Genomic DNA, 24,875 nt, shown 5'->3' with positions numbered 1-24,875 from the left:
ATGACCGGACGTTGCTACGGACTGGCCTTCGTGCTTGTGCTGCCCACAGTGCTGGCGCTCGGGGGATGCACTGCACTCGCACCGGTGAATCCGCGCATCGACCACGTGGACCTGGACAACGGGTATCGCGTGGGCAACAGGCTCAGGCACACGCACAGTGCCAAGAACGACCCGGACACGCTGTTCCTGCTGACCTTCTCCGGCGGTGGCACGCGCGCGGCGGCCTTTTCGTATGGCGTGCTCGAGGAACTGCGCCGCACGAACATCCAGGTCGACGGCAAGAACGTGAATCTCCTCGCCGAGGTCGACGCCATTGCGGGGGTCTCGGGCGGCAGCTTCACCGCACTCGCCTATGCGCTGTACGGTGACAAGCTCTTCACCGAATACGAATCCCGTTTTCTCAAGAAGGATGTGCAGGGCACGCTGACACGGCGCGCGTTGAACCCGCTCAACTGGTTTGCGCTCGGTAGCGGCCTCTACGGCCGTTCGGAGATGGCCGCCGACTATTACGACCAGATCCTCTTCAACGGCGCAACCTTCGACGATCTGATGGACAAGCCCACGCCCATCACCGCCGTCACCGGCACCGACCTTTCGACCGGCGCGCGCTTCCAGTTCTCCCAGGATCACTTCGATCTGATCTGCTCGGATGTCGGCAAGGTGCGGCTGGCGCGGGCGGCAGCGACGTCGTCTGCCGTGCCTGCCGTGCTCTCGCCGGTCACCTACTACAACTACGGCGGCAGTTGCGGTGCCGTCATGCCTCCGTGGGTGCGCGACGTCACCCTCCCTGACAAGCCCTCGCGCCCGGCCGGTCGGGCTTTGCTGCGCTATCGCGACATGCAGAGCCTGCAGGACAGCGCGAACCGCCCCTATCTTCATGTGGTCGACGGCGGCGTTTCCGACAACCTCGGTTTGCGCGGACTGCTGGAGTCGCTGGAAGAGCTGGAGGCCAGCCGCGCCTACCAGGAGCAGATCGGGTTGCGCCAACTGCGCCGGATCGTGGTGGTGGTGGTCAACTCCCGCTCCGCACCGGACACCGACTGGGATCGCCGATCGCGCGCGCCAGGCATGGTGTCGCAGCTATTCCAGTCATCGAGCGTACCGATCGATCATTTCTCTTCCGAGTCGGTCGAGCTTTTGAAGGACATCGCCGAGCGGTGGGCCGACAAGCGCCGGCTCGAAGTGGCCGAGAGACAGCTCGCCGGCATGCCGAAGGCGCAGGCGGAGGCCTCCGTGCCAAGGCTGCGTTTCGACGCCATCGACGTGAGCTTCGAGTCCATCCCCGACCCGGAGGAGCGGCACTACTTCATGAACCTGCCGACCAGCTTCGTCCTGTCCGACGATGCAGTCGACCGCCTGCGCGAACTGGGCGGGCGCCTGCTGCGCGAAGCGCCGGCGTTTCGCGCATTGCGGCAGGACATGCTTGAAGGCGTTGCCTCCAGGCCAAAGGCGAACCCGAAACCGTCAGCCCTCGACGATCGCCTCGATCCTCCCTGACCGGATCGCCTTGAGGAACGCGCGATAGTCCTTGCGGTTCTGCTGGCTGTACTCGGTCGCGAATTCGCCCACGGCGTCTTCGAAGGACTGTCCCGAGCCCATGTAGCCAGCGATGGCCGCCGGGTCGCCGGAACGGGCATGCGCGCGGGCAAGGGCGTGCGCACACATGCGGCCGTATTGGCGCAGGATTCCCACGTCCCAGTCTTCGATGACGGCCGACATCTTCATGTCGCGCAATTGCCGGATGTAGAAGTGCCGTCCGTTCATTCCCTGCGTCCAGCCGAGAAATACGTCGCTTGCCGCCTGCATGAGGCGCTGGCCCGCGATGACGCGCTGCCCATGGTTCGGGTGCAGGCTCTTGCCGGCATACGGCTCGAGAACCGACGCCCGCGCTTCCTTAACCTGCAGGAAGAGAGGATCTCCGTCGCCGGCGAGAAAGAGACAGACGGAGCACATCGTGCCGACGCTTCCCACGCCCACCACCTTGACGGCCAGGTCGATGAAATGGAACCTGTCGAAGAGCGTGCGGACATGTTCAGGCAGGCTTTCCCGGTAACGGGCAATGGCGTCGGTGTAGCCGGATTGGAGGCCCGGCGCCTGCTCGAGGCTCGGGTGGTAGATCAAGGGCGGATCGTCCTTGATGCGAGGCAGCGTGCCCTGCTCGGAAACCAGCTTCGGATACAGGTGGTCGGCCACGGTCTTGCGCTGCTCGGTTTCGATCCTCTCCGCCAGGCGCTTGCGCGCATCGGCCACGACGTCGGGATCTCCTGCCCGGTCGGAATACTTGCGCAGGTCGATCCTGTCGTACCAGATGTCCAGGGCGCGCATGCCGGCGTAGTCGAACATCCGCTCGCGATATTCCTTGACGACGTCAGCGGCGATTCGGGCAGTGTCGCTGTTGGGGAACATCAGGTGTTCGGCCGCGATGACCACGCTGGCCGCCAGCCGCTTCAGATCCCACTCGAACGGCGCGGGCAGGGTTTCGTCCAGATCGTTCACGTCGAAGATGACATTGCGCTCGGGCGTGGCAAAGCCTCCGAAGTTCATGAGGTGCGCATCGCCGCACGCCTGCACCCGCAGCCCGCTGGCCGGTGTCGTGGCGAGGTCGGCCGCCATGAGAGCGGCCGCGCCCCGATAGAACGCGAACGGAGATGTCGACATCCGGCCGAACCGGATCGGCACCAGTTCGGGAATGCGCCCTTCGTTCGATTGCAGGAGGAGTTCGAGCGGATCACGCCGGTTTCGCGGCTCGGACCACCCCGCGTGCGAGGCGCGAGGCACCTTGTCGCGCAGCTTCCGGCCCTGGGCCGCTCTCTGATCGACGCTCATGTACTGGGGAGCTTCGCGTGCCTCTTCGGCGCTCTGCACCGGCTTTTCGGACTTGGCTTTCATTGCGACTCCTTCGAGATCGTCAGCCAAGGAAGGTTAGAGCTTCGGGTCGCGCGCACGTTGATTTGAATCAAGCCGGGCGAACAGATGCGGCCGATCATCGGCAGCATTCGCAGTTCGTCGGTCGAGGTGCACGATGAAATTCAGCCGAAGCACTTTGAGCACGGCCCTCACCGTCGTTGCCGGGCTGGTGCTGCTGGCCGCATTGCCATCGGCCATCGTCGACACGTTCGAGACCGGGCGCATCTACCTGTTCTCCCATCAGTTCCTCGACGATCTTCCACAGCGGCTTACCGGGCCGGGGCGCATGCGCTTCATATTGCAGCCGGCCGTGGCGATCTTTCTTGGAGTTCGCAGCGGCAGGATCGATGCACACATGGGGCGCCCACCCTTCCTGTACGCGCTGCTCACGGGTTCGGATGAACGCAAGGCACTCCTTCGAAGCGGCCTGGCGGCAGTGCGCGACCTGGTGGCCATGTCGATCGTGTTCGACGTGATCGCGCAATTCCTGATCTACGGCCGCGTCTATCCGGGCGCCGCGGTGGTCCTGGGACCTGTGCTGATCTGCCTGCCGTACTCGATAGCGCGCGCGCTCACGCTCAGGGCAATGAGGCTTCTTCGCTGACAGGCGTAGTGCTTCGTGGAATCGATTCGAACTTCGCCACAGCATCTTCCAGCCGCGCGAACATCCGCCCGTGCCTCAGCGCGTCGTTCAGCGGCGAGCGCCGGACCAGTTGCATGACGTTCGGCGTCAGACCGACCAGCCAGACTTCCCGGCCTTCGGCCCGGGACTTCTTCTCGGCCGCTGTCAGCATCTTCAGCGCCGTGTATTCAAGATCGAACACTGCGCGCAGGTCCAGCACGACGACGCGCGGGGCGGCAGCCGAGACAAGAGCCATCATCTTGTGGGCCAGGCGCTGCGCATTGGCAAAGAAGATGCGACCTTCGGGCCGGAGGATCAACAGGCCCGCGACCTGCTCGTCGTCGGGATGTTCCGGTGATGCAGGGCGGAAGATTCGGGTCCCCGGCTTGCGGCCAATGACATGCAGCGTCGGGTCCGAAACCTGGTGCGCAAGCGCCAGCAGGGAGACGGCAATGGCGATCACGATGCCCTGCAACGTCCCAAGAACGACGACGCCCACCATGGCGGCAATTGCCCACACGAACTCGGTCCGGCGAATCGTCAGGATCGATCGAAACTCGGCTGGATCGATCAACCCGACGGAATACACGATGACCACTGCGGCGAGGGTGGCGTGCGGCATCTGCGCGATGAACGGAGCCAGCACCAGCATCGTGCAGAGCGTTCCTGCCGCGGTGATCAGTTCCGCCACTTGAGTGCGCGCGCCAGCCAGTCGATTGACCGCCGTCTGTGACGTGCCGCCGCCGCCGGGCATGGCACCAAGCAACGCGCCGCCGATGTTGGCGACGCCGGTGGCGAGCAGCTCCCGGTTCGCCGAAGGGATTGGCTCGTCATCGCGAACAAACGCCCGCCCAGCCGCGACCGTTTCGGTGAAGCTCATGAGCGCGATGCCTACGGCGGCTGGCCAGAGTTCCAGAATGAGCGTCCGGTCGGGCAACGTCAAACGTGGCAGACCCGTGGGGATGTTGCCGACCAACCCAACGCCATGCGAGGACAAGCCGAAGAGGGCGACACTGGCGATTCCGCCAGCGACCGCAATGAGAGGCGCCGGTGCCTTGGGCCACAGGTGCTCGATGACAAGAAGCGTGCATACCGTGGCCGCGCCCAGCGCCAGGGTTGCGAGCGACAGGTGAGGCAGGTTGATCAGGATCTCCTGGACGTTGTGGAAAAACGTTCCTTTGTCGAAGTGGATGCCCAAGAGCTTGGGCAGCTGATCCACCACGATGACGATCGCGATCCCGGCCTTGAATCCGGTGAGTACAGGGTCGGAGATGAAGTTGGCGACGAAGCCGAGCCGCAGAACTGACGCCAGCAGGAGCGTCACCCCAACGAGCGTAGTCAAGGTTGCGACGGCGGTCGTCAAGGCAGCCAGATTGCCGTCAGGTACGGCCCGCCCAAGTGCTGACGCCGTCAGAATCGCCAGCGTCGCAGTGGTGCTCACGCTGAGCGGTCGCGAGGTCCCGAGCAGCGCATAGATGATCATCGGCAGGAAGGCCGTGTACAGGCCCACCTGGATGGGCAGCCCGGCGACCGTGGCATACGCCAGCGATTTTGGAATCACCACGGCCGCGACTGTCAGGCCAGCGACCACATCCGCCTTCAACCAATCGCTGCTGTAGCGACGTCCGGTCTTTCGCGCAGCCGGACCGCGCTCGATGGGCGCTGTGGCGAGATCCTGCATTTGAGGCCTCGGCTCTCAGTACTTCTCCGGAATTACCTTGAACGAGTAATGGGACTCCTGATAGTCGCCACGCTTTTGCCGCTTGGGCAAAACGATCTTCTCGTGAGGCAGGTCCTTGTACGGTACTTGCGCCAGGATGTGATCGATGATGTTCAACCGCACCTTCTTCTTGCTGTCCGAAGGGGCGAAGTACCACGGCGCGAAGCCCGTGTCAGTCGCGGCAAACATCGCATCGCGGGCGCGCGAGTAGTCGTACCACCGGCTGTACGACTTCAGATCCATCGGTGAGAGCTTCCAGGTCTTGCGACCATCGTGGACACGCGACTCCAGCCGACGGGTCTGTTCTTCGGGCGTGACCTCAAGCCAGTACTTCAGGAGGATCACACCCGAGGCAACGATCGCCCGCTCCACCAGCGGCGTCATCTCGAGGAAGCCCTCGACTTGCTCCTCGGTGCAGAAACCCATTACCCGCTCGACACCCGCGCGGTTGTACCAGCTCCGGTCGAAGATCACGACCTCGCCGGCGGCCGGCAGGTGCGGCAGATAGCGCTGAACGTACATCTGCGACTTCTCGCGTTCGGTCGGCGCGGGCAATGCGACGACGCGGAAAACGCGCGGACTCACGCGTTCGGTGAGCGCCTTGATCGTTCCACCCTTGCCGGCGCCATCGCGTCCTTCGAAGACGATGCAGACCTTCAGGCCCTTGCGAATCACCCATTCCTGCATCTTCACGAGCTCGACGTGCAGCTTGCGCAAGGCCTTCTCGTATGCCTTGTTGGAGATCCGATCCCGTTTGCCGGCTTTCACCGCAGCATCCGCCTCGGGCTTGACCATTGGTGCGGCTTCCCGCGCGGCAGTTTCGATCGGCGTGTCGCTCTTTCGAGTGGTTTTCATGGTGATGCTCCTCGTCTCACGATGCCGCCGACCTGCCGCCGAGCCTTCCGCCCATGCGCTCGCGTAGCTTGTTGCGAATGGTGCCGATCAGTTCTTCGGACTCGACCGGCCCGAGCTTTTCATAGACCTTGTCGCGCATGATGAATCCCAGCATCAGCATGTCGCGCAGCTTCTTGAATGCCCTCGGGTTCTGGTGGCCGCACACCGAATCGTTGTTCTGCAGCACCGCTTCGATCACACCCGGGTCCAGCAGCTTCACGTCACAGATCGCCGCCTCGCGGACGATCTCATGCATGACGTCGTCGATCTGGTGGGTCCAGGTCTTCAGGTCATCGAGCTTCTCGGTCATGGCGTCTCCATTCTTTTGAATCAGGCGTTCGATTGCAGCGCTCTGCTGGCCGACGCGGCTTGATCCAGATCAATCGCCAACCATGTCCGTCCTCCTAGCATCGATCAACACAACGGAACATGGATGCAACCGTGCGCAGGACGAGCTTGAAGTGGGTGACCGTCTTCGCCGCCTGGGTCATGGCGGCAATTGCCGCTTGGGGGGCCGTGGGCAATGACGCGGCGCCGCAGGACGACCCGGCGACGCTGCGGATCCTGAACCGCGACATCGTCACCATGCGGGCGCGCATCGCAAGCCTGACGCCACAGGCGCGTGTGCGGCGCGCTCGTGAGCGACTCCAGGCGCTACCGGACGAAGCCATCGCATTGCCGATCAATACGGTGCAGTTCCAGTCCGGCGAGACGCGCGGCGTGCAGTTCCTCCTTGGCGACCTTCCGCTGTTCTCGGTCGTCGAGGGTGATGTCGACCCCGAGGCGAAGCAGGACCTGCACGCGCTCGTCGAACAGACACGGGAACACATGGAGGTGGTCCATGCTGCATGGGGGCAGATGCGCAGCAGGCCCTTGCTGCTGCATGGAGTGGCGCGGGCGCTCGGTGCGACCCTTCTTTTCTGCATCCTGACCTGGGTGACCCATCGAGGGATGACACGGATCGTTGGGCTCATGGAAAAAAGACGCGATGTCCTGGCGGCCCGCTTTTCCTATGTGGACTGGCGCGAGTTCCTCGCACGGGTCGTGGTCGGCATGCTGCAGGTGCTTCAATGGCTCGTCCTGCTCGCGCTTGTCTATTCCTGGGCGCATTTCGTGCTGGCGAGCTTCGTCGCCACGGCGCCCATCGCGAACGACCTGGGTGACTGGCTTGTTCTGAAGCTCTCATGGCTGGCCGAAGGCGCGCTCGACAGCCTGCCGGGACTCGCCACGGTCCTGATCGTCCTTGCACTCACGCGCGCGATCGTCGACTTGCTCGGCTACCTGTTCGATGCGCTGCAGCAGGGGCGCTTGCGCCTGCCGCTACTACACCCGGATACCGTCAGCGCGACCCGTCGCATCTTCACGGCTTTTGCCTGGTGCGTCGGCATCGCAGTGGCCTATCCATTCCTTCCGGGCGCCAGCAGCGACGTGTTCAAGGGCCTGTCGGTCCTCTTCGGCGTGATGGTGACCCTCGGGTCCACCGGACTGGTGACACAGCTCATGAGCGGCCTCGTCGTGGTCTATTCGCGCTCATTGCACAAGGGCGACTTCGTCGACATCAATGGTGTGCAGGGCGTGGTGACCGAGGTGGCAGCGCTGGCGACCAAGATCACCAATGTGCGCAACGACGAGATCACGATCCCCAACTCCGTGGTCATCGCCAGCCCTATCCACAACTACTCCAAGCTCTCTGGCACCCATGGCACGCTGCTGAGCACCAAGGTGACCATCGGCTACGACGCGCCGTGGCGCCAGGTGCACGCGCTGCTGATCGAGGCGGCCTGCAAGACGAATGGCGTTCGCGCGACACCGGCGCCCTATGTCTATCAGCGCGCCTTGTCGGACTTCTACGTGGAGTACGAGCTGTTTGCCAGCATCGAGAAGCCGGCGGATCGGATTCCGGTCCTGTCGGCCCTTCACGCGAGCATCCAGGACGCCTTCAACGAGCACGGCGTTCAGATCATGTCGCCGCACTTCCTTGGACAGCCGGAACACTCGGTGGTGGTGCCGAAGGGGCAGTGGTATGCGTCCCCGGCGTCTCCGGTTTCGTCGGTAGCCTCCCGGAACTAGGGCGCCTCACGGCATGTACTTGCCCACGCACGGTTGAGCTTGCGCTTGGATCAACACCGCACCTTCGTGCGCTCCCGGCCGAAGATCCCTGCGCGCTGGCGAGAAGGCGTTCGCTTGACCTGGCGCAAGCCCGGAGCTGACAAGACGACCAATGATCCTGATGTCTTTCGAAGGAGTTCAGCATGGACAAGACGTTGGTCGTCTTCTATTCGTACAGCGGCGTTTGTCGGCGAGTCGCGCAGCTGCTTGCCTCACACCATGGCTGGCCGATCGGTGAGATCCGCGACAGCCATCCGCGAGCAGGATTCATGGGTGGCTTGCGATGCGTGCTCGATTCAATGCTTCGCCTCCGGCCCGCGATTCGCTACGAGGGGCCGGAGCCTGCGGACTTCGACGCAGTCGTCATCATTTCGCCGATCTGGGCTTACCAGATGGCGGGCCCGATGCGTACGTTCCTTGCGCACAACGCCAAGCGGTTGCCACGGGTCGCACAGATCACGACCATGAACGGGGCTGGTGCGTCGAACGCAGTGGCAGAGGCTGCGCGGCTCCTGAAAAGCGCGCCGATTCTTACGGCGGAATTCCTGGTTCGCGAGATCGAGGATGGCAGCGGCACATCACGACTGCTTGCCTTCGGCGATGCACTGAAGTCGGCCTCAGTTGACCAGTCGCGTGGTCATCGTGCATTGACCGAAGCAGACATAGCCTTGTCACGGCAATGAGTCGCTAGTCGTCAAGGCTCAAGATCTTCTCGTCCGCCCCGAGCGGCTCCGCAACGCCACGCAGTTGGCGCAGCACGGCAGCGTCGGCCTCGGAGGCGTCGGATGTCCGCGCGGCAATGCGCTGCTGAAGGATCTCGTCGGGCGCCTGGCACACGAGGATCTCGAAGCGGGCTCCGCATGCCCGGGCGAGGTCGTGCGCCGCATCGCGTTCGCTGCGTCGCAGGAATGCCGCGTCGATGACCGCATTGAAGCCTGCCGCAAGAGCGATCTGGGCGAGGGCGAAGAGCCGCGCGTAGGTGCTGGCGGTCGCCTCGCGCGAATAGATGTCGAGCCCGCGGGCGCGGGAGCTTTCCAGCGCGCCCAGTCCGAACAGGCGCTTGCGTTCGACATCGGAGCGCACGCGGATCGCTCCGAGCCGCTCCAGCAGCCTCTGCGACTGGAAAGTCTTGCCGGAGCCCGGCAGGCCGTGCGTGATCACCAGGCAGGGCGGGACCGGACGGGACCACGCGAGTGCCTCCCGCGCGTAGCGCGCGGCCGCGTCGCCGGACGGTGCCCGCATCTGTTCCGCCTGCGCGCGTACCAGTGCACGGTAGACCAGCGCGTAGCGCAAAACGCCTGCCGCCTCGTGCTCGCCCGTGGCATCGAGCCACGCATTGATGAAGCGCCATGCGAAGTCAGGACGGCCCTGCGCCGCAAAGTCCATGGCGGGAAACGCAGCGTCCTCGGCAATATCGATCCATCGAAGCGCCGGATCGAAGTCGATGGCATCGAAGGCGGCGGGTTGCCCGTCGAGGTCGATGATGTTGCCCAGGTGAAGGTCGCCGTGGCATTCGCGGACGTGGCCGCTTCTTCGCCGCGCGATCCATTGGGGCCAGAGCTTTCGGCCTCCTGCTTCCAGCCATGCGCGCAGTTCGTCGCACTCGGCGGCGGAAAAGGCGGGGCGCGCGCCATCGAGCGCAGCCAGCCCGCGCGAAAACGGGCTCGCGTGCGCTCCCGGCGCGCGACGGCTGACCGGCGCGGCGGCGTGCGCCGCAGTCAGCATCGCCGCCAGACTGTCCACGTCGCGTACGGACAGCGCGCCCGCCGCTAGTCGCTCGCTGAACAGGGCGCCGTCGGCAAAGCGCCGCATGCGTACTGCATAGTCGATCACCGGCCCCGGGCCATCGATCTCCGGCGACGAGGCATCGCCCGTGATGCGCGCGACGCCCAGATAGAGCGAAGGCGCCGTTCGTCGATTCACGCGCACTTCCTCATGGCAGAAGTGGCGCCGCTTCTGCAGGGTCGCGTAGTCCAGGAATGCGAAGCGCACCGGCTTCTTCACCTTGAAGGCAAAAGCGGGCGTGAGCAGGATCCACGAGATGTGCGTCTCGAGGACCTGCGCACCGAGGCCCTGTGCGAGGGCGTGCACGAGTGCCGCGCGCTCCGCCAGTTGGCCCGGCGGGATCGGAACAACCGGCTCAGCAGGCACGAGGGCCTACTGGATGACGATCTTCGAAGCGGGGGCCGGCGCCCTCTTCGGGAGTTCGAGCGTGAGGACGCCGTCGGCGTACTTGGCCTGCACCTTGGTGTCATCCACGTCCTGGCCCAGGCTGAAGGTGCGCGAGATCGAGCCGTAGTAGCGCTCGCTGCGAAGGACCTTGTCGCCGTCGCCTCTGGTTTCCTTTTCCGACTTGGCCTCGGCATCGATGCTGACGGTGTTGCCGTCGACCTTGATGCTGATGTCTTCCTTCTTCACGCCCGGGATGTCGGCCTTCACATTGAAGGCCTTCTCGTTTTCGGTCACGTCGATGCGCATCTTCAGCGGGGCCGGTTCGCCCTCGAAGACGGTGGGAGAGAAGAAGCGTCGCAGCGCCGTTTCGAAGTCGTTGCCGAACACCGGGTCCAGCAGTCTCAGGTTGCTCATGATGGTTCCTCGGATCGAAAAATGACTGATGTCGCGCGGGCCGATTGCACCGCGCTGGAATCAATGTAGGCCGACACGGGCAAGACGGGCTTGATCTGGCTCAATCGACGGGCCGAACCGACACTTCCGCCAGGGAGGGGCGACGCACCGCGACGTACACCAGCCGCCTGTCGCGCATCACCAGCAGCGCGACGTTGCGGCCGGGAAGCACCTTCGCCACCGCGCGCCGGTAGTCATCGACATGGTCGAGCCGCGCGCCATTCAGGGCCACGACGATGTCGCCGGGGCGGAGGCCCTCGCTGCGCGCGGCACCGACGGCTTCGCGGACCATGAGGCCGCCGTCGATGCCGAATTGCGCGCGCTGCGTTATCGGCAACTCGCCGAGCGTGAGGCCCAACCCATCGGCCCATTCGTCGAGGTTGTCCGGTCGCAGGACGCTCTCCCGGGGCACGCTTTCCGAGAGCGTGACCTGGATCGGGAGCGGTCCGCCATCGCGCCAGACGTCCAGAAGATGCCGGCTGCGTGGTGGCTGCGTGGCGATCCGTTGCAGGAGGTCCGTGAAGCGGGCGACGGGTACCCCGTCCAATGCGGTCACGACGTCGCCGCGTTTCAGACCGGCGCCCTGCGCGGGGCCACGCGCGTCCACGCGAACGACGAGCGCGCCCGCGGCATCGGACAGGCCGAAGGCCTGTGCCAGCGCCGGCGTGACTTCCTGGAACTCGGCGCCGATGCGTGCCCGGCGCACGTAGCCCGTCGCCTTGAGTTCCGAAGCGACCTTGATGACGGCATTGATCGGCACCGAGAAGGACAGCCCCATGAAGCCGCCGCTGCCGCTGTAGATCAGCGAGTTGATGCCAACGACCTCACCACGACTGTTGAACAGCGGGCTGCCCGAACTGCCCGGGTTGATGGCGACATCTGTCTGGATGTAGGGCACGCCGGCCGCGCCGATGAATCGATCGACCGCGCTCACGACCCCTGCGGTCACGCTGCCGTGAAAGCCGAAGGGCGCCCCGATGGCCGCGACCCAGTCGCCGGGCGAGAGCGTGGACGAATCGCCGATGGGTGCCGGCGTGAGGCCTTTCGCATCGATCTTCAGCAATCCCACGTCCGTGGGGCGGTCGATGCCGACCACGTGTGCGAAGTAGATGCGTCCGTCATCCAGCCGCACGCGGATCTCGTCGACATTGGCGACGACGTGCGCGGCGGTGAGGATCAAGCCGTCGCTGCTCAGCGTCACGCCGGAGGCCAGGTCTCGGATCTGGCTGATGCGGGCACTGGCTGGTAGGGGGCGCGCGAGCTGGTCCGAGAAGTCCATCTCGGGTTCGAATTCGAGTTCGACGTCCTCGCTGGCCGCTTCGCCGTGTTGGCGCCCGATCGCCAGTGTGCTGATGTCGACCACGCTCGCACGACGGCTGGCTACGAGCGATGAAAACGCGGGCGCGGTCGGCACCGCGTACTCCGCGGAGGCGGGTGTGCTGGTGAACTGGGCAGTCGAACGCGGGCCCTCGGATGCGCAGGCGCCGAGCAGACAGCCCAGCGCAAGGAGTGCGAGGCGAACGCGGAAACGGGGGAGGTGCATGCCTCATGGTCAACGGCGAGGACGCGGGCGGCCTTGCGCTGGATCAAGGCCCCGCGCCGAACCGGGTCGCAGACTGGGGCACGACCAACGGCATCAAAAGCAACCGCCATGCAAACCCCGAAATCCATCCTGCTCCATCTCGACAGTTCTCCGCGCGCCACGGTGCGTATCCGGCTAGCGAGGGCATTGGCCGACACCTTCGAAGCGGAGGTGACGGGGCTGCCATGCGCGCTGACGGCCTTGATGCGCTATCCGTTCGCATTGACTTCGGCACCCGATGCGATCTGCATCATGAAAGAGCTCGACAAGGAGTGTCGGGACAAGGCGCTCGCGCTCTTCATGGAGGCAGCCGCCGGGTCGCCGCGCCTGCGCTGGGAAGAATCAGCCGGCGACGAGCCTTGGGCGTTTGCCCGGCGGGCGCTCTATGCCGATCTGCTGGTCATCGGCCAGCGCAATGAAGAGGACCCCGATGCAGCCGACCTGCCGCCGGACTTCGTGTCCAGCGTGCTCGTCGAATGCGGCAAGCCCGCGTTGATCGTGCCCTACGCGGGAACGGTGGAGGAGGTGGGGCAAACCGTCCTCATCGCCTGGAAGGAAACACGTGAGTCCGCGCGTGCCGTGACGGCCGCGCTGCCTTGGCTGGCCCGGGCGCGCGCGGTGCACGTGGTTGGCTACGGCGAGGCGGCCGAACCCTCATTGGGCAGCCTGCAAGCCTACTTGCGCGCGCAAGGCGTCAATGCTTCGGTGCGTGTGGGCGGCAGGGACGACACGGAGATCGGTGAGCGCCTGTTGTCGCTCGCGGCGGACGTGAGTGCGGATCTGCTGGTGATGGGCTGCTACGGCCACAGCCGTGCGCGCGAATGGGTGGTGGGCGGCGCGACGCGCTCGATTCTCCAGTCGATGACCTTGCCGGTCCTGATGGCGCATTGATGCCGCAGCGCGGATGACGCTTCAGCCATCGAGGGGAACGCCACCGCCGAACCGGGCGGTCCAGCAGTCCCAGGCATCCTGGTAGAGGGCGACGAAGGTTTGCGCCATCTCTCCCCAGGCGTGGAGTTGCGCCTGCTGGACCTTCCCTATCGAATCCTGAATCAGGTGTTGCCACCCGACGGCGGAAAGCAGGAACGCGTCTTGAGGGCGTACTTCGGACGATTCAGGTTGATTCATTTTGGGACTCTTCGCTGGGAATGTTCAATGCGCCATGAGCACGGGTACGGTCATGTGCTCGAGGATTCCGCGTGTCATGCCGCCGAGAACCAGTTCGCGCACGCGCGAGTGGCCATAGCCGCCCATGACAAGAAAGTCGCCTTGCAGATCGCAGATGCGCGACAGCAATGCATCGGACATCGGCACATCGCAGACGAGGCGATCCATCGTCGCCGCGACGCCGTGCCGGTCGAGCCAGCCCGCCAGATGAAGTTGCAGCAGAGTCTCGTCGCGAACGTCTTCGCTGGTTCCGGCGAGCTGCAGCAGCGTCACGTGGTCTGCGCGCCTGAGCAAGGGCAGGGCGGCATCCAACGCGAGTGCCGCTTCGCGCGAGCGGTTCCACGCGACCACGATGCGACGCGGGTTGGCCTTGAACTCACCTGCGTATGGCACCACCAGCACCGGTCGTCCCAGGCTGAGCATCACTTCGCCGACGAGGCCGTGGGAGGGCGTGTCCGTCCGGATATCGCCGCCTTCCTGCCCGAGCACCACCAGGTCGCTGGTTCGCCCATGTTCGATCAGGGCATCGGTGGCCAGGCCCTCCACCTGGCGCAGCTCGAAGGAGACCGATCGCCATGTCTTCATATGGGTTCGGAAGTTGTCGGCGATTCTTTCGGCCCGGTGCTTCAGATACGCGGCGGATTCGGCGATGTAGTCCTTGGCGCCCGAATCGATCATGCCGGCCGGGATCGATGCCTCGTAGAGGCCCGTGGGGAGCAGTCCGACGATATGCGCGCCATGTTCGTTCGCCATTGCGCCGGCGAAATCGATGCGGGCCGCGCAACGGCCGCTGTAGTCGAGGTGGATCAGGATCGTCTTGAAGCTCACGGCCGTCCTTCCTTATCGAGGTGGGCGATGGCTTTCATGCTAGGCGCGTCGGCAGGAACGCCGGTTGATCTGCGTCAATCTGCAGCTGTCACACCGGCGTTTGATCCAGAACAAGCTTGCACCTCGAGGTCTTCCCTACATTGATCTGCAGCGGGGAGTTCGCGCCTCGTTTGTCTCATGCGAAAGGTGTCTCATGAAAACCGATGCAATGATCCGAAGCGATGTTCTGGCCGAGCTCGACTTCGATCCCGCAATCAGCTCGACGGGTATCGGCGTGGCCGTGAAGGACGGGGTGGTCAATCTCACCGGGACGCTGACGAGCTACGCGGAGAAGCGCGCGGTCGAACGGGCGGTCCAACGCGTGCATGGCGTGCGCGCCGTTGCGATGGAGATGACCGTCAACATGCCCACGGGCCACGAGCGCGCCGATGAGGACCTGGCAAACGCCGCCGAGCGTGCACTTCTATGGCATGTGCTGGTGCCCGACGGCAAGATCCGCCCGCGGGTGGAGAACGGCTGGATCACGCTCGAGGGCGAGGTCGAATGGGCCTACCAGAGCCATGCGGCAGAGACGGCCGTGCAGTCGCTGGTGGGCGTCGCCGGTATCACGAACAGCATTGCGGTGCGCCCGCTGTTCAGTCCCGCCGACATCCAGAGGAACATCGAACAAGCGCTGCTGCGCCAGGCCCATCGGGAATCGCAGCACATCGACATAGTGGTGGACAACGCCGTGGTCACGCTGTCGGGCAAGGTGCATTCGTGGGCCGAGCGACGAGCGGCGCAGGGTGCTGCCATGGCCGCGCCAGGTGTCGGACGCGTGATCAACCACCTGCTGGTGGAATCCTGATTGACTGCCCGAGGCTGGACCATGACCCGACTGACATCCGAAGACCGCGATCAACTACGCGCGCAACTCGAAGCGCTGAAGCAGCGCACGCTCGACGAACTGCGCCGGCGCACCGATCCGATAGACAAGCTCCAGGAAAGGATCTCGTACGAACATGAGGTCCACAACAATGCCGAGGACGCGGAGGAGGAGCGCAGCGAGGACCTGCGCTTCGCCGAGATCGACATCGATCGCCAGCGCCTGGAGGAGATCGAAGAAGCCCAGCGGCGAATGGCGAAGGAAAGCTACGGCGTATGCGTCGATTGCGGCGAAGACATTCCGCGGGGACGGCTCATGGCCTATCCCACGGCGCTGCGCTGCAACGCTTGCCAGGTGGCGTGGGAGCGCAAGCGCCACGGCTGAATCGAGGCTGAACGCGGCACGGTTGATGCGCGAGAGAGGTGCCACTACGATCGCTGCGTGAACAGTGTTACCGCCCCACACCTAGCCGTTCTCGACGACGAGACAGAGATTACCCAGATGCTGACCGTCTATCTGACGGCTCAGGGCTTTCGCGTGAGCGCCTTGCATTCGGGCCGTGAACTAATGGCCCTGATGGCCCGTGATGCGCCTGCGCTGCTGCTGCTCGATCTCGGTCTGCCGGGGGAAGACGGATTCGCCATTGCGCGCGCCGTGCGTGAGCACTGGCACTGCGGCCTCATCATCGTGACCGGGCGCGGCGACGCGATCGACAAGGTGGTGGGCCTGGAAGTTGGCGCGGACGACTATGTCACCAAGCCCTTCGATCTGCGCGAGCTGCTGGCCCGCATCAAGGCTGTCTTGCGGCGTACGGCGCCGCCGCTTCCGATCGCTCCAGCCGTCGCCCCGCCGATGCCTGCGCCGAGCGGGCAGGTGCTGCGCTTTGCACGGTGGGAGCTGAACATGGCGGCGCGGCGCTTGCTCGACCCCAGCGGCATCGAGGTTTCGCTCACTACCGGTGAATTCGAAATACTGGGCGTTCTGGCGACCCACCCCAACCGCGTGTTGACGCGCGACTTCCTCCTCGAATCCACCCGTGGGCGCGAAGCGGGCCCCTTCGACCGGACCATCGACGTCCAGATTGGGCGTCTGCGCCGCAAACTGGAGCCAGACCCAGCGAACCCCCAGATCATCAAGTCGGTGCGCGGCGCGGGCTACATCCTGGTCGCGAAAGTCGAGGTCACCTGATCGCGATCAAATTCGGCGGTCGTGCTTCGTTGACAGGCAGCGTGCGTTGGCGATGATTCCGGATGCGCCCGGTGCCTTCGCACCAGGAGTGGAAAGGGGGTCCGCATGGCATCGACTTCACCCAGGCCGCGTGGCGCCTTGGCCTTCCCTATCTGCGCGCTCGTCGCGCTGCTGGCTGCGCCTCCAGCGTTGCGCGCAGAAGAGGCGCCCGCCGCTGCGCCGCCCAAACCCTGTTCCACCTGCGGCAAGGTTGAATCCGTGCGGCAGGTCAAGAGCGCCAAACCCAGCTCGGGCGTCGGGGCCGTCGCCGGCGGTGTGGTGGGCGGCGTGATCGGCCACCAGGTCGGAAGCGGCAGGGGACGGACCGTCGCTACCGTCGCAGGCGCAGCGGGTGGCGCCTATGCCGGCAACACGGTCGAGAAAAAGAAGAATACGAAGACGGTCTACGAGGTCAGCGTGCGGATGCAGGACGGATCCATGCGCACGGTTCAAACGACCTCCGCGCCACCGGTCGGACAGGCAGTCACCGTGAAGGGCGACTCGCTGCAGGCGACGGGCAGCAAGAAGAAGTAGAAGCCGGCGTCAAGGTGTGCTGCCGAAGAGCATGCCCACGCCCGCCGTCACCGCCATGGCCAATGTGCCCCACAGGGTCACGCGCAGGGTGCTCCTGGCCACGGGCGTACCGCCGATGCTGGCTGCGATCGCGCCGAGCAGAGCAAGGAAGAGCATGGCGCTGACGACGGTCCACTGCAGTAGTGAATGCGTGGGTGCCAGCGCGACGACGGTGAGCGGCATCGCTGCGCCCACGGCAAAGCTTGCGGCGGACGCCATTGCCGCCTGAAGCGGGCGGGCACTCAGTGCATCCGAAATGCCGAGTTCATCGCGCGCATGCGCACCGAGTGCGTCATGCGCCATCAACTGCGTCGCGACCTGGCTGGCAAGCCCATGTTCGAGCCCCCGGCGTACATAGATCGCGGTCAGCTCGCGATGCTCTGCTTCGGTGTCCGTCGCCAGTTCCTGGCGCTCCCGTTCCAGATCGGCCTTTTCTGTATCGGCCTGGGAGTGCACCGAGACGAATTCGCCGGCCGCCATGGACATGGCGCCCGCCACGAGGCCAGCTATTGCTGTCGTCATGATGTTGCCGTGACTCGCCTGTGCGGCAGCAACTCCTGCGACCAGGCTAGCGGTGGAGATGATGCCGTCGTTGGCGCCGAGTACGGCGGCGCGCAGCCAGCCGATGTGTTCCGTGCGATGCCGTTCGGAGTGCACGCGGTGGTGGTGTGACTTCATCGGGACTTCGTGACCTTCATGTCGACTGGGGTGCCCCGCATAATGTCGGGCCCTTCTGAACAGACCCTGATGTGGGGCTGCGGACATGCCCCCTGAGACCCACGACGACACCGCACCCGCGCGCGAGAATGGCAGCGCCCTCGAGGTGCTGCTTGCCTTTCTGAAGCTCGGGCTGACCTCCTTTGGTGGTCCGGTTGCGCACCTGGGCTATTTCCGTGCCGAGATCGTGGAGCGTCGTGGCTGGCTCGACGAGCGCAGCTACTCGGACCTCGTCGCCCTTTGCCAGTTTCTTCCCGGTCCGGCCAGCAGCCAGGTCGGGTTGGCGATCGGGCTCACACGCGCCGGCTGGCTCGGCGCATTGGCTGCCTGGTGCGGATTCACATTGCCATCCGCCATCGCTCTCATCGCGTTCGCCTACGGCATCGAGCATTCGGGAGCGCTTGCCGGAAGCGGTGCGGTGCACGGCTTGAAGGTCGCCGCAGTCGCTGTGGTGGCACAAGCGGTCTGGGGCATGGCGAGGAACCTGTGCCCGGATCGCGCACGCGCCGCCATCGCCGTCGTCGCGGCGCTGCTGGTCCTGGTGCTTCCGACTTCGATGTCGCAAGTCATCGCCATCGTGATCGCGGGACTCGTCGGGTGGCGCATGTTGAAGCTGCCACCGCAGCAGCCAGTCGCCCATCGGAGCTATGGGGTTTCAAGGACTTCGGGCGTTGTCGCGTTGTCGGTTTTCTTCGGGCTTCTGATCGGTCTCCCGCTCATCGCGCTGGCGACCGGGTCGCAGTTGTGGATGCTCATCGACGGCTTCTACCGTGCCGGCGCCCTCGTGTTCGGTGGCGGCCACGTGGTGCTGCCCTTGTTGCAGGCGACCGTCGTCCCGGCTGGGGTCGTCACGAATGAGCAGTTCCTGGCCGGCTATGGCGCGGCGCAGGCCGTGCCCGGTCCCTTGTTCACGTTTGCGGCCTATCTGGGCGCGGTGATGCACGGGCCGCTGTCAGGCTGGACAGGCGGGCTCACGTTGCTGGTCGTGATCTTCGTGCCGGCGTTCCTGCTGGTGGTTGGGGCGGTGCCTTTCTGGGATGCCCTGCGGCGGCAGGCGTCCGTGCAGTCGGCAATGGCGGGGATCAATGCAGCCGTGGTCGGCATCCTGCTGGCCGCGTTGTACGACCCGGTCTGGACGAGCGCGATCCACACCCGGGCCGACTTCGCCGCCGCGCTTGCGGCGTTCGCACTGCTCGTCTACGCCCGCATGTCGCCGCTCCTCGTGGTGCTGCTGGCGGCTGTGGCCGGCTGGGCCTTTCTTGGCTGAGCCGAAGCGCTGATGCGCAGGCAGAATGGTGCGCACCTGGACCCGCCCGAAGGTGCCTCATGGTCTGTTCTCGGTTGCTGCTTGTCGTATGGCTTGCCTCGTGGGGCGTGTCGGCGCACGCGGCCGTCTGGCGGTGCACCCTTCGCCATGTCTACGAGGTCAAGCCGGGCGGCGCGCTCGAGCCGCAGAAAGAAGATCCGATCCTCATGCACTTCCAGCGCGTGGGTGAAATGCTGCTCTATGACGAGGCCACTGGATCGGTTCGCTACCTGAGTTCCGGAAGCACCGTGTGGAGACTGAACTTCCAGGTCCGGCAAAGGGGTGACGACCCCAACGACTCTGCGACGGCGCTCTTTATCGAACCTGCCGGTGGCTCGGTGATCGTGCTCAGGATCTATACCGGCAACAAGGAGCCCCGTGACGCGAACAGGTTCTCGTTCGTGGATATGAGAGGGTCGATCGGCACCGGGACTTGCGCGCAGATGCCCAGCGGCTGACGTCGCGTCGCAAGTTCCACCTTCGTACGTTGATGCCGTTGTGGGTAGGGGCGTCCATCCGATGCCACCACTTCGGGCCTTGTCAGTTCCCCGCAAGCGGGCTGCCAATAATTATGAATTCAGTTTTCAGGCATTCGGAAAATCTGAACTAGGAGACAACCTATATGGACCGCTACGCAGAGTTCTATCGCCGTTCCATCGAAGCGCCGGAGGCCTTCTGGGACGAGCAGGCGAAGCTCATCGACTGGAAGACGCCGCCCGGGCAGATCCTCGATGCCAGCAATCCGCCTTTCGCAAAATGGTTCGCCGGCGGGACGACCAACCTCTGCCACAACGCGGTCGACAGGCACCTCGCAGAGCGGGGCGATCATCCGGCGCTGATCTTCGTTTCGACCGAAACGGGCGTCGAAAAGACCTATTCCTTCGACGAGCTTCATGCCGAAGTCCAGCGCACCGCAGCGAGCCTGATGGAGCTTGGCGTGGGCAAGGGCGACCGCGTGCTGATCTATATGCCGATGATTCCGGAGGCAGCGTTCGCGATGCTGGCCTGTGCGCGCATCGGTGCGGTCCACTGCGTGGTGTTCGGCGGCTTTGCGAGCGGTTCGCTGGCGTCGCGCATCGAGGATGCAACGCCGAAAGTCATCGTCAGCGCCGACGCGGGCTCGCGCGGCAACAAGGTGCTCGCGTACAAGCCGCTGCTCGACGAGGCGATCCGCCTGTCGTCGCACAAGCCGTCGGCCGTGCTGCTGGTCGACCGCGGTCTCGCACCCATGGACCTGACCGAAGGGCGCGACCATCTGGCAGCCAGCTTGCGCGAAAAACATATGGATGCGCAGGTGCCGTGCACCTGGCTCGATGCGACGGACATCAGCTACACCATCTATACAAGTGGCACCACCGGCAAGCCCAAGGGCGTGCAGCGCGATACGGGTGGCTACGCGGTGGCGCTGGCGGCGAGCATGAAGCACATCTTCGACGGCCGCGCGGGCGAGACGTATTTTTCGACCAGCGACATCGGCTGGGTGGTGGGCCACAGCTACATCGTCTACGGTCCCCTGATCGCCGGGATGGCGACCATCATGTATGAGGGCCTTCCCACGCAGGGCATCGACCGTCAGCCGGATGGCGGCATCTGGTGGCGGCTGGTCGAGAAGTACAAGGTGACGGTGATGTTCAGCGCACCGACCGCGGTGCGGGTGCTCAAGAAGCAGGACCCGGCGCTGCTCAAGAAATACGACCTGTCGAGCCTGCGCGCGCTCTTCCTGGCCGGCGAGCCGCTGGACGAACCGACCGCCCGCTGGATCAGCGATGGATTGGGCGTGCCGATCATCGACAACTACTGGCAGACCGAATCCGGCTGGCCGATCCTCACCGTGGCGAACGGCGTCGAGCGCACGCCGAGCAAGTTCGGCAGCCCCGGCATTCCGATGTACGGCTACAAGGTCAAGATCCTCCACGAATCCACCGGCGAGGAGCTCACAGGCGCCAACGAGAAGGACGTGGTCGTCATCGAAGGCCCGACGCCGCCCGGCTTCATGCAGACGGTCTGGCGCGACGACGCGCGCTTCGTCAACACCTACTGGAAGAGCATCCCGGACAAGCTGGTCTATTCGACCTTCGATTGGGGCATCCGCGACGAGGACGGCTATTACTACATCCTGGGCCGCACCGACGACGTGATCAACGTCGCCGGCCATCGCCTCGGCACGCGCGAGATCGAGGAAAGCATCTCCGGACACACGAGCGTCGCCGAAGTGGCGGTGGTCGGCGTCGCGGATCAACTGAAAGGACAGGTCGCGTTGGCCTTCGTCGTATCCAAGGAAGCCGGGGCCGTCTCCGATGCCGATCTGGCATTGCGCCTGGAAGGCGAAATCATGAAACGGGTCTCTGACGACCTGGGCGCACTAGCCCGGCCGGCGCGGGTGCGCTTCGTGACCGCCTTGCCCAAGACCCGCAGCGGCAAACTGCTTCGCCGAGCCATCCAGGCCGTCTGCGAGCACCGTGACCCCGGCGACCTGACGACGATTGACGACCCGACCACGCTCGAACAGATCAAACAGTTGCTCTAACGCAACAGGGCGTGACCTGACGCGCCCAAAACCAGAAATCCCGCGGAACCGGCTCCGCCGGGCCGCTGGGATTTGCCCCCGGTAGGGGGTGGCGGCTACACGAAGTGAGCAAGCCTGGGGGCGAGCAACACTACCAAGGGGGTGGAGAGCGACACGCAGTGCGCGAGCCTGGGGGTTTACCCATATACTTCGCAGCCGTACTCAGGCCCTTCCCCAGCCACAGTCGCATCCGCCAATCGGTTCAGCCGTGTCGCGGAAGGTTTCTTAACCAGCTCGTGCTTCCCCCAGGGAAGCGAAGGTCAGCGCAATATGAGCGATTCTTCGTCGTCGGCTTCGTCCGTCTACACCGCCTATCAAGGCAATACGTACCTCTTCGGTGGCAATGCGCCTTACGTCGAAGAGATGTACGAAAACTACCTCTCCAACCCAGGTAGCGTCCCCGACAACTGGCGCGCCTACTTCGACGCCCTCCAGAACGTGCCTGCCACCGACGGCAGCCACACCAAGGACGTTCCCCACCTCCCGGTCATCAACGCCTTCGCCGAGCGCGCCAAGGCAGGCACCACCAAGGTCGTTCAGGCCAGTGGCGCCGATTCCGAACTCGGCCGCCAGCGCACCGCCGTCCAGCAACTGATCGCCGCCTACCGCAACGTCGGCGCCCGCTGGGCCGACCTCGATCCGCTCAAGCGCGCCGAGCGTCCTGCCATTCCGGAACTCGAGCCCTCGTTCTACGGCTTCTCCGACGCTGACCTCGAGACGGTGTTCAACACGAGCAACACCTTCTTCGGCAAGGACACGATGTCCCTGCGCGACCTGCTCAACGCGCTGCGCGAAACCTACTGCGGCACCATCGGCGCCGAGTACATGTACATGACCGACCAGGCGCAGAAGCGCTGGTGGCAGCAAAGGCTGGAAAGCGCCCGCACCAATCCCAAGCTCACCGCCGACCAAAAGAAGCGCGTGCTGGACCGCCTCACCGCCGCTGAAGGCCTCGAGCGCTTCCTTCACACCAAGTACGTCGGCCAGAAGCGCTTCTCGCTCGAAGGCGGCGAGAGCTTCATCGTCTCGATGGACGAGCTCATCAACCAGGCCGGCGCCCGTGGCGTGCAGGAAATCGTCATCGGCATGGCCCACCGCGGCCGCCTGAACGTGCTGGTCAACTCGCTGGGCAAGCTGCCCGCCGACCTGTTCGCCGAGTTCGACCACACCGCCCCCGAAGACCTGCCGAGCGGCGACGTGAAGTACCACCAGGGCTTCAGCTCCGACGTCTCGACCCCTGGCGGCCCGGTTCACCTGAGCCTCGCGTTCAACCCCTCGCACCTCGAAATCGTCAATCCGGTGGTCGAAGGCTCGGTGCGCGCCCGCATGGACCGCCGCGCCGACCCGCTCGGCAAGCAGGTGCTGCCGGTGATCGTGCACGGCGACGCGGCTTTCGCAGGCCAGGGCGTCGTGATGGAAACGCTGGCGCTGGCTGAAACGCGCGGCTACTCCACCGGCGGCACGGTGCACATCGTCATCAACAACCAGATCGGCTTCACCACCAGCGACCCGCGCGACAGCCGCTCGACGCTGTATTGCAGCGACATCGTCAAGATGATCGAGGCACCGGTGCTGCACGTGAACGGTGACGATCCCGAAGCCGTGGTGCTCGCAACGCAGCTCGCGCTCGAATTCCGCATGGAATTCCAGAAGGACGTGGTCGTGGACATCGTCTGCTTCCGCAAGCTCGGCCACAACGAGCAGGACACCCCGGCGCTCACCCAGCCGCTGATGTACAAGAAGATCGCCCAGCACCCCGGCACGCGCAAGCTGTATGCCGACAGGCTGGCGGCCCAGGGCCTCGGCGACACGCTCGGCGACGATCTGGTCAAGGCGCAGCGCGCGGCCTTCGACGAAGGCAAGAACACCACCGATCCGGTCATCACCAACTTCAAGAGCAAGTACGCGGTCGACTGGGCTCCGTTCCTCAACAAGAAGTGGACAGATGCCGGCGACACCGCGATTCCGCTCGCCGAATGGAAGCGCCTCGCCGAGCGCATCACCAAGGCACCGGAGAACTTCACCGTGCACCCGCTGGTCAAGAAGGTGCTCGACGACCGCGCGGCCATGGGTCGTGGAGAAGTCAACGTCGACTGGGGCATGGGCGAGCACATGGCCTTCGCCTCGCTGGTCGCGAGCGGCTACCCGATCCGCCTGTCGGGCGAAGACTGCGGCCGTGGCACCTTCACGCACCGCCATGCCGTGCTGCATGACCAGAACCGCGAGAAGTTCGACGTCGGCACCTACGTGCCGCTGCAGAACGTGGCCGACAACCAGGCTCCGTTCGTCGTCATCGACTCGATCCTGTCCGAAGAAGCCGTGCTGGCCTTCGAATACGGCTACGCCTCGAACGACCCGAACACGCTCGTGATCTGGGAAGCGCAGTTCGGCGACTTCGCCAACGGCGCGCAAGTCGTGATCGACCAGTTCATCGCCTCTGGCGAAGTGAAGTGGGGCCGCGTCAACGGCATCACGCTGATGCTGCCGCACGGCTATGAAGGCCAGGGTCCGGAACACAGCTCGGCGCGTCTCGAGCGCTTCATGCAGCTGTCGGCCGACACCAACATGCAGGTCGTTCAGCCGACCACGGCCAGCCAGATCTTCCACCTGCTGCGTCGTCAGATGGTGCGCAACCTGCGCAAGCCGCTGATCATCATGACGCCGAAGTCGCTTCTGCGTAACAAGGACGCGACCTCGCCGCTGTCGGAGTTCACCAAGGGTGGCTTCCAGACCGTCATTCCGGACGTCAAGGATCTCAAGGCCGAGAAGGTCAAGCGCGTCATCGCCTGCTCGGGCAAGGTCTACTACGACCTGGCCAAGAAGCGCGAAGAGAAGGGCGCCGACGACGTGGCGATCATCCGCGTCGAGCAGCTCTACCCGTTCCCGCACAAGGCGTTCGGCGCAGAACTCAAGAAGTACCCCAATCTGGTCGATGTTGTCTGGTCGCAGGACGAGCCCCAGAACCAGGGTGCGTGGTTCTTCGTGCAGCACTACATCCACGAAAACATGCAGGAAGGCCAGAAGCTCGGCTACTCCGGCCGTGCCGCTTCGGCATCGCCTGCAGTGGGCTACTCGCACCTGCACCAGGAACAGCAGAAGGCACTCGTCGACGGGGCCTTCGGCAAGCTCAAGGGCTTCGTGCTGACTAAGTAAGAAGAACTCGCATC

The 24,875-nt window shown here is 64.8% G+C and carries 23 protein-coding genes; 13 read left to right on the top strand and 10 right to left on the bottom strand.

Translation table 11 applies throughout. The features are described 5' to 3' along the window. Positions 1–1,497 (top strand): patatin-like phospholipase family protein, encoded by a 1,497-nt coding sequence (locus FHW64_RS05995; protein ID WP_184523949.1) that lies wholly within the window; start codon positions 1–3, stop codon positions 1,495–1,497. Here the strand turns inward: FHW64_RS05995 and FHW64_RS05990 are convergent. Beyond that, positions 1,465–2,826, bottom strand: coding sequence for a DUF2252 domain-containing protein (locus FHW64_RS05990; protein ID WP_184524311.1), 1,362 nt, complete (start codon positions 2,824–2,826; stop codon positions 1,465–1,467). The two genes, FHW64_RS05995 and FHW64_RS05990, sit on opposite strands and share 33 nt — an antisense overlap. Before the next feature lie 196 nt (positions 2,827–3,022). Between FHW64_RS05990 and FHW64_RS05985 the strand changes: the two genes are divergently transcribed. Next, positions 3,023–3,511 carry a hypothetical protein gene (locus FHW64_RS05985; protein WP_184523947.1) on the top strand — a complete coding sequence of 163 codons (489 nt, stop codon included), beginning with the start codon at positions 3,023–3,025 and terminating at the stop codon, positions 3,509–3,511. Here FHW64_RS05985 and FHW64_RS05980 read toward each other — a convergent pair. The 3 genes from FHW64_RS05980 to FHW64_RS05970 all read right to left on the bottom strand — a co-directional run bounded on the left by FHW64_RS05980 (position 3,486) and on the right by FHW64_RS05970 (position 6,453). Further along, positions 3,486–5,210 carry a SulP family inorganic anion transporter gene (locus FHW64_RS05980; protein ID WP_184523946.1) on the bottom strand — a complete coding sequence of 575 codons (1,725 nt, stop codon included), beginning with the start codon at positions 5,208–5,210 and terminating at the stop codon, positions 3,486–3,488. The genes FHW64_RS05985 and FHW64_RS05980 overlap by 26 nt on opposite strands. Before the next feature lie 15 nt (positions 5,211–5,225). Beyond that, positions 5,226–6,044 carry a polyphosphate kinase 2 gene (ppk2, locus tag FHW64_RS05975; RefSeq protein ID WP_184524309.1) on the bottom strand — a complete coding sequence of 273 codons (819 nt, stop codon included), beginning with the start codon at positions 6,042–6,044 and terminating at the stop codon, positions 5,226–5,228. Positions 6,045–6,120: 76 nt separating this feature from the next. Next, complete coding sequence (locus FHW64_RS05970) at positions 6,121–6,453, bottom strand: hypothetical protein (RefSeq protein ID WP_184523944.1); 333 nt, start codon at positions 6,451–6,453, stop codon at positions 6,121–6,123. Positions 6,454–6,584: 131 nt separating this feature from the next. On the opposite strand from FHW64_RS05970, the gene FHW64_RS34690 reads away from it, so the two are divergent. Continuing rightward, complete coding sequence (locus FHW64_RS34690; RefSeq protein WP_184523942.1) at positions 6,585–8,213, top strand: mechanosensitive ion channel family protein; 1,629 nt, start codon at positions 6,585–6,587, stop codon at positions 8,211–8,213. Positions 8,214–8,395: 182 nt separating this feature from the next. Beyond that, positions 8,396–8,935, top strand: a complete 540-nt coding sequence (locus FHW64_RS05960; RefSeq protein ID WP_184523940.1) for a flavodoxin — start codon at positions 8,396–8,398, stop codon at positions 8,933–8,935. A gap of 4 nt (positions 8,936–8,939) precedes the next feature. On the opposite strand, the gene FHW64_RS05955 is transcribed toward FHW64_RS05960, so the two are convergent. From FHW64_RS05955 to FHW64_RS05945, 3 genes are all read right to left on the bottom strand, one after another. After that, positions 8,940–10,403 carry an AAA family ATPase gene (locus FHW64_RS05955; RefSeq protein ID WP_311733259.1) on the bottom strand — a complete coding sequence of 488 codons (1,464 nt, stop codon included), beginning with the start codon at positions 10,401–10,403 and terminating at the stop codon, positions 8,940–8,942. A 6-nt stretch (positions 10,404–10,409) separates the two neighbouring features. Further along, complete coding sequence (locus FHW64_RS05950; protein WP_184523938.1) at positions 10,410–10,838, bottom strand: Hsp20/alpha crystallin family protein; 429 nt, start codon at positions 10,836–10,838, stop codon at positions 10,410–10,412. A 100-nt stretch (positions 10,839–10,938) separates the two neighbouring features. Then, positions 10,939–12,420, bottom strand: a complete 1,482-nt coding sequence (locus FHW64_RS05945) for a trypsin-like peptidase domain-containing protein (RefSeq protein WP_184523936.1) — start codon at positions 12,418–12,420, stop codon at positions 10,939–10,941. 108 nt (positions 12,421–12,528) lie between these two features. Between FHW64_RS05945 and FHW64_RS05940 the strand changes: the two genes are divergently transcribed. After that, complete coding sequence (locus FHW64_RS05940; protein ID WP_184523934.1) at positions 12,529–13,350, top strand: universal stress protein; 822 nt, start codon at positions 12,529–12,531, stop codon at positions 13,348–13,350. A gap of 21 nt (positions 13,351–13,371) precedes the next feature. Here FHW64_RS05940 and FHW64_RS05935 read toward each other — a convergent pair whose 3' ends face one another. Together FHW64_RS05935 and FHW64_RS05930 are read right to left on the bottom strand one after the other, a co-directional pair. Then, positions 13,372–13,587, bottom strand: coding sequence for a hypothetical protein (locus FHW64_RS05935; RefSeq protein WP_184523932.1), 216 nt, complete (start codon positions 13,585–13,587; stop codon positions 13,372–13,374). Between the two features lie 24 nt (positions 13,588–13,611). Then, positions 13,612–14,454, bottom strand: a complete 843-nt coding sequence (locus FHW64_RS05930; RefSeq protein ID WP_184523927.1) for a universal stress protein — start codon at positions 14,452–14,454, stop codon at positions 13,612–13,614. 193 nt (positions 14,455–14,647) lie between these two features. On the opposite strand from FHW64_RS05930, the gene FHW64_RS05925 reads away from it, so the two are divergent. From FHW64_RS05925 to FHW64_RS05910, 4 genes are all read left to right on the top strand, one after another. Then, a complete protein-coding gene (locus tag FHW64_RS05925) occupies positions 14,648–15,301 on the top strand; it encodes a BON domain-containing protein (protein ID WP_184523925.1) in 654 nt (217 codons plus the stop codon). A 21-nt stretch (positions 15,302–15,322) separates the two neighbouring features. Next, a complete protein-coding gene (locus FHW64_RS05920) occupies positions 15,323–15,703 on the top strand; it encodes a TraR/DksA family transcriptional regulator (RefSeq protein WP_184523923.1) in 381 nt (126 codons plus the stop codon). Between the two features lie 57 nt (positions 15,704–15,760). Continuing rightward, positions 15,761–16,507, top strand: a complete 747-nt coding sequence (locus tag FHW64_RS34685; RefSeq protein ID WP_311733258.1) for a winged helix-turn-helix domain-containing protein — start codon at positions 15,761–15,763, stop codon at positions 16,505–16,507. 105 nt (positions 16,508–16,612) lie between these two features. After that, positions 16,613–17,080, top strand: coding sequence for a glycine zipper 2TM domain-containing protein (locus FHW64_RS05910; protein WP_184523921.1), 468 nt, complete (start codon positions 16,613–16,615; stop codon positions 17,078–17,080). A gap of 9 nt (positions 17,081–17,089) precedes the next feature. Here FHW64_RS05910 and FHW64_RS05905 read toward each other — a convergent pair whose 3' ends face one another. Beyond that, positions 17,090–17,797: a VIT family protein gene (locus FHW64_RS05905; RefSeq protein WP_184523919.1), complete on the bottom strand. Its 708-nt coding sequence runs from the start codon at positions 17,795–17,797 to the stop codon at positions 17,090–17,092. A gap of 85 nt (positions 17,798–17,882) precedes the next feature. Between FHW64_RS05905 and chrA the strand changes: the two genes are divergently transcribed. From chrA to FHW64_RS05885, 4 genes are all read left to right on the top strand, one after another. Next, positions 17,883–19,103 (top strand): chromate efflux transporter, encoded by a 1,221-nt coding sequence (chrA, locus tag FHW64_RS05900; protein ID WP_184523917.1) that lies wholly within the window; start codon positions 17,883–17,885, stop codon positions 19,101–19,103. A 59-nt stretch (positions 19,104–19,162) separates the two neighbouring features. Then, positions 19,163–19,600 (top strand): hypothetical protein, encoded by a 438-nt coding sequence (locus FHW64_RS05895; protein ID WP_184523915.1) that lies wholly within the window; start codon positions 19,163–19,165, stop codon positions 19,598–19,600. A gap of 164 nt (positions 19,601–19,764) precedes the next feature. Next, on the top strand, positions 19,765–21,669 hold the full coding sequence (locus FHW64_RS05890; protein WP_184523913.1) for a propionate--CoA ligase: 1,905 nt from the start codon (positions 19,765–19,767) through the stop codon (positions 21,667–21,669). Positions 21,670–21,978: 309 nt separating this feature from the next. Next, positions 21,979–24,861, top strand: a complete 2,883-nt coding sequence (locus FHW64_RS05885) for a 2-oxoglutarate dehydrogenase E1 component (protein WP_184523911.1) — start codon at positions 21,979–21,981, stop codon at positions 24,859–24,861. Positions 24,862–24,875 lie beyond the last annotated feature (14 nt).

This window comes from Variovorax sp. Sphag1AA (assembly GCF_014192575.1).
GTDB lineage: Bacteria > Pseudomonadota > Gammaproteobacteria > Burkholderiales > Burkholderiaceae_C > Variovorax.
Note: the sequence above shows the minus strand (reverse complement) of the source record. Positions and strands in the feature narration are given on the sequence as shown.

Excerpts from the sequence above, each read along its gene's own strand:
- FHW64_RS05895 (WP_184523915.1), top strand. The coding sequence starts at position 19,163 with ATGGTCTGTTCTCGGTTGCTGCTTGTCGTATGGCTTGCCTCGTGGGGC.
- FHW64_RS05885 (WP_184523911.1), top strand. The coding sequence starts at position 21,979 with ATGAGCGATTCTTCGTCGTCGGCTTCGTCCGTCTACACCGCCTATCAA.
- FHW64_RS05985 (WP_184523947.1), top strand. The coding sequence starts at position 3,023 with ATGAAATTCAGCCGAAGCACTTTGAGCACGGCCCTCACCGTCGTTGCC.
- FHW64_RS05920 (WP_184523923.1), top strand. The coding sequence starts at position 15,323 with ATGACCCGACTGACATCCGAAGACCGCGATCAACTACGCGCGCAACTC.
- FHW64_RS05905 (WP_184523919.1), bottom strand. The coding sequence starts at position 17,797 with ATGAAGTCACACCACCACCGCGTGCACTCCGAACGGCATCGCACGGAA.
- FHW64_RS05945 (WP_184523936.1), bottom strand. The coding sequence starts at position 12,420 with ATGCACCTCCCCCGTTTCCGCGTTCGCCTCGCACTCCTTGCGCTGGGC.
- FHW64_RS05890 (WP_184523913.1), top strand. The coding sequence starts at position 19,765 with ATGGACCGCTACGCAGAGTTCTATCGCCGTTCCATCGAAGCGCCGGAG.
- FHW64_RS05960 (WP_184523940.1), top strand. The coding sequence starts at position 8,396 with ATGGACAAGACGTTGGTCGTCTTCTATTCGTACAGCGGCGTTTGTCGG.
- chrA (WP_184523917.1), top strand. The coding sequence starts at position 17,883 with ATGCCCCCTGAGACCCACGACGACACCGCACCCGCGCGCGAGAATGGC.
- FHW64_RS05995 (WP_184523949.1), top strand. The coding sequence starts at position 1 with ATGACCGGACGTTGCTACGGACTGGCCTTCGTGCTTGTGCTGCCCACA.
- FHW64_RS05990 (WP_184524311.1), bottom strand. The coding sequence starts at position 2,826 with ATGAGCGTCGATCAGAGAGCGGCCCAGGGCCGGAAGCTGCGCGACAAG.
- FHW64_RS05910 (WP_184523921.1), top strand. The coding sequence starts at position 16,613 with ATGGCATCGACTTCACCCAGGCCGCGTGGCGCCTTGGCCTTCCCTATC.
- FHW64_RS05970 (WP_184523944.1), bottom strand. The coding sequence starts at position 6,453 with ATGACCGAGAAGCTCGATGACCTGAAGACCTGGACCCACCAGATCGAC.
- FHW64_RS05925 (WP_184523925.1), top strand. The coding sequence starts at position 14,648 with ATGAAAACCGATGCAATGATCCGAAGCGATGTTCTGGCCGAGCTCGAC.
- ppk2 (WP_184524309.1), bottom strand. The coding sequence starts at position 6,044 with ATGGTCAAGCCCGAGGCGGATGCTGCGGTGAAAGCCGGCAAACGGGAT.
- FHW64_RS05980 (WP_184523946.1), bottom strand. The coding sequence starts at position 5,210 with ATGCAGGATCTCGCCACAGCGCCCATCGAGCGCGGTCCGGCTGCGCGA.
- FHW64_RS05950 (WP_184523938.1), bottom strand. The coding sequence starts at position 10,838 with ATGAGCAACCTGAGACTGCTGGACCCGGTGTTCGGCAACGACTTCGAA.
- FHW64_RS05935 (WP_184523932.1), bottom strand. The coding sequence starts at position 13,587 with ATGAATCAACCTGAATCGTCCGAAGTACGCCCTCAAGACGCGTTCCTG.
- FHW64_RS05940 (WP_184523934.1), top strand. The coding sequence starts at position 12,529 with ATGCAAACCCCGAAATCCATCCTGCTCCATCTCGACAGTTCTCCGCGC.